The following is a 1748-nucleotide window of genomic DNA, read 5'->3' on the forward strand; positions in this document are numbered from 1 at the left end:
CTGCCGATGAGCGAGCTGGAAAACTTCCGCCAGCTGCACTCCAAAACCCCGGGCCACCCGGAATACGGCTACACCCCAGGCGTCGAAACCACCACCGGCCCGCTGGGCCAGGGCATCGCCAACGCCGTCGGTTTCGCCATTGCCGAACGCACCCTGGGCGCGCAGTTCAACCGCCCGGGCCATGACATCGTCGACCACCACACCTACGCCTTTATGGGCGACGGCTGCATGATGGAAGGCATCTCCCACGAAGTCTGTTCGCTGGCCGGTACCCTCAAGCTCGGCAAACTGACCGCGTTCTACGATGACAACGGCATCTCCATCGACGGCCACGTGGAAGGCTGGTTCACCGACGACACCGCCGAGCGCTTCGAAGCCTACGGCTGGCACGTGGTGCGCCACGTCGACGGCCACAACCCGGACGCCATCAAGGCGGCGATTGAAGAAGCCCGCAAGGTCACCGACAAGCCGTCCCTGCTGATGTGCAAAACCGTGATTGGTTTCGGTTCCCCGAACAAGGCCGGCACCCACGACGTGCACGGCGCTGCGCTGGGCGCCGCCGAAGTGGCCGCCACCCGCGAAGCCCTGGGCTGGAAATACGCCGCCTTCGAAATCCCGCAGGACATCTATGCCCAGTGGGACGCCAAAGAAGCCGGCCAGGCCAAAGAGTCTGCCTGGAACGACAAGTTCGCCGCCTACGCCAAAGCCTTCCCGGAACTGGCTGCCGAATTCACCCGCCGTGTAAACGGCGAGCTGCCGGCCAACTGGAAAGCCGACGCGCAGAAATTCGTTGAGCAGCTGCAGGCCAACCCGGCCAACATCGCCAGCCGCAAGGCGTCGCAGAACGCGCTGGAAGCCTTCGGCAAGGTACTGCCGGAATTCCTCGGCGGCTCGGCCGACCTGGCGCCAAGCAACCTGACGATGTGGTCCGGCTCCAAACCGCTCAATGAAGACCTGGCGGGCAATTACATCCACTACGGCGTGCGCGAGTTCGGCATGACCGCCATCACCAACGGCATCGCGCTGCACGGCGGTTTCCTGCCGTACTCCGCGACCTTCCTGATGTTCGTGGAATACGCCCGCAACGCGGTGCGCATGGCGGCGCTGATGAAAATCCGCAACGTGTTCGTTTACACCCACGACTCCATCGGTCTGGGCGAAGACGGCCCGACGCACCAGCCGGTCGAGCAAATCGCCAGCCTGCGCGTGACCCCGAACATGAGCACCTGGCGCCCGTGCGACCAGGTGGAATCGGCGATTGCCTGGCAGTACGGCATCGAGCGCAACGACGGCCCGACCACGCTGATTTTCTCGCGTCAGAACCTGACGCAGCAGCCACGCACCGCCGAACAACTGGCGAACGTGTACCGTGGCGGCTACGTGCTGAAAGACTGCGCGGGTAAGCCGGAAGTGATTTTGATTGCGACCGGTTCTGAAGTGGGCATCACGGTGGAAGCGGCAGACCAGCTGAGTGCCGCGGGCACTAAAGTGCGTGTGGTGTCGATGCCGTCGACCGACGCGTTCGACAAGCAGGATGCGGCCTACCGCGAATCGGTGCTGCCGTCTTCGGTTACGGCGCGTGTGGCGGTAGAAGCGGGTATCGCGGATTACTGGTACAAGTATGTGGGCCTGAACGGCGCCATCGTGGGCATGACCAGCTTCGGCGAGTCGGCCCCGGCAGACCAGCTGTTCAAAGAGTTCGGTTTCACCGTGGACAACGTGGTGGCCAGGGCGCAGGCGCTGCTGAA

1 protein-coding gene is annotated in these 1748 nt (G+C 63.9%); it reads left to right on the forward strand.

The window, feature by feature from the left end; all coding sequences use genetic code 11:
• Positions 1-1748, forward strand: a 1748-nt coding sequence (gene tkt, locus D4100_RS25440) for a transketolase (RefSeq protein WP_119805465.1), incomplete at both ends; no start/stop codon positions are given.

The organism is Serratia inhibens, from assembly GCF_003591175.1.
In the GTDB taxonomy this organism is placed as follows: Bacteria; Pseudomonadota; Gammaproteobacteria; order Enterobacterales; family Enterobacteriaceae; genus Serratia; species Serratia inhibens.